This is a genomic window from Actinomadura bangladeshensis (genome assembly GCF_004348335.1).
Classification (GTDB): Bacteria; Actinomycetota; Actinomycetes; order Streptosporangiales; family Streptosporangiaceae; genus Spirillospora; species Spirillospora bangladeshensis.
The window spans coordinates 1-726 of the sequence record NZ_SMJW01000585.1; the positions used below are offsets into that span (position 1 = coordinate 1).

Sequence of the window (726 nt, forward strand, 5' to 3'; positions counted from 1 at the left end):
GTGGGCGAGGGGCCAGGCCGGGTCGGCGCCGCCGGCGGGGGCGCCGGGGTTGCCGAACAGGTCGCGGCAGGCGGCGGTGAGGGCGCTGACGGGGTTCCAGTCGGCGATGACCTGCAGGGCCTTGGGCATGCCGCCGGTGGGGACGAAGGAGTTGGACAGCATGGTGACCGGGAACACCAGCGGGATGAGCTGGTCGGCGGTCTGCTCGTTCTTGACGATGAGGCCGAGGTAGCAGCCGGCCCAGCTGAGCGCGTACCGCATGAGGGCCAGCAGCGCGAACGCCTCGATGGTGGGCCAGACGCCGTGGTGGGCGCGCCAGCCGACGGCCAGCCCGGCGGCGGCCATGATCGCCATGCCGAGGACGCCGTTGAGGATCTCGGCGCCGGTCTGCCCGATGGGGACGGCGGAGCGGGCCATGGGCATGGAGCGGAACCGGTCCATGACGCCGCGGGAGGCGTCGGTGGCGACCCGCAGGGTGACGGCCATGGTGGCGGTGAAGGTGACCATGGCGAACAGGCCGGGCATGAGGTATTCGCGGTAGTCGCCGCCGCCGGGGACGGCGATGGCGCTGCCGAACACGTACCCGAACAGCACGACCATGACGGCGGGGAAGATGAGCGCGGCGACGAGCTCGCCGGGCTCCTGCCGGATGCGCGACAGTTCCCGGCCGATGAGGACGAGGCCGTCGGCGAGCGTCCAGCGCAGCCGCCCGGCGCGGGTGGCGGG

The 726-nt window shown here is 73.4% G+C and carries 1 protein-coding gene; it reads right to left on the minus strand.

What is annotated here, in order from left to right; translation table 11 throughout:
• The coding region (locus E1284_RS40995; RefSeq protein WP_207924266.1) for an ABC transporter permease at positions 1–726 on the minus strand (726 nt) is incomplete at both ends.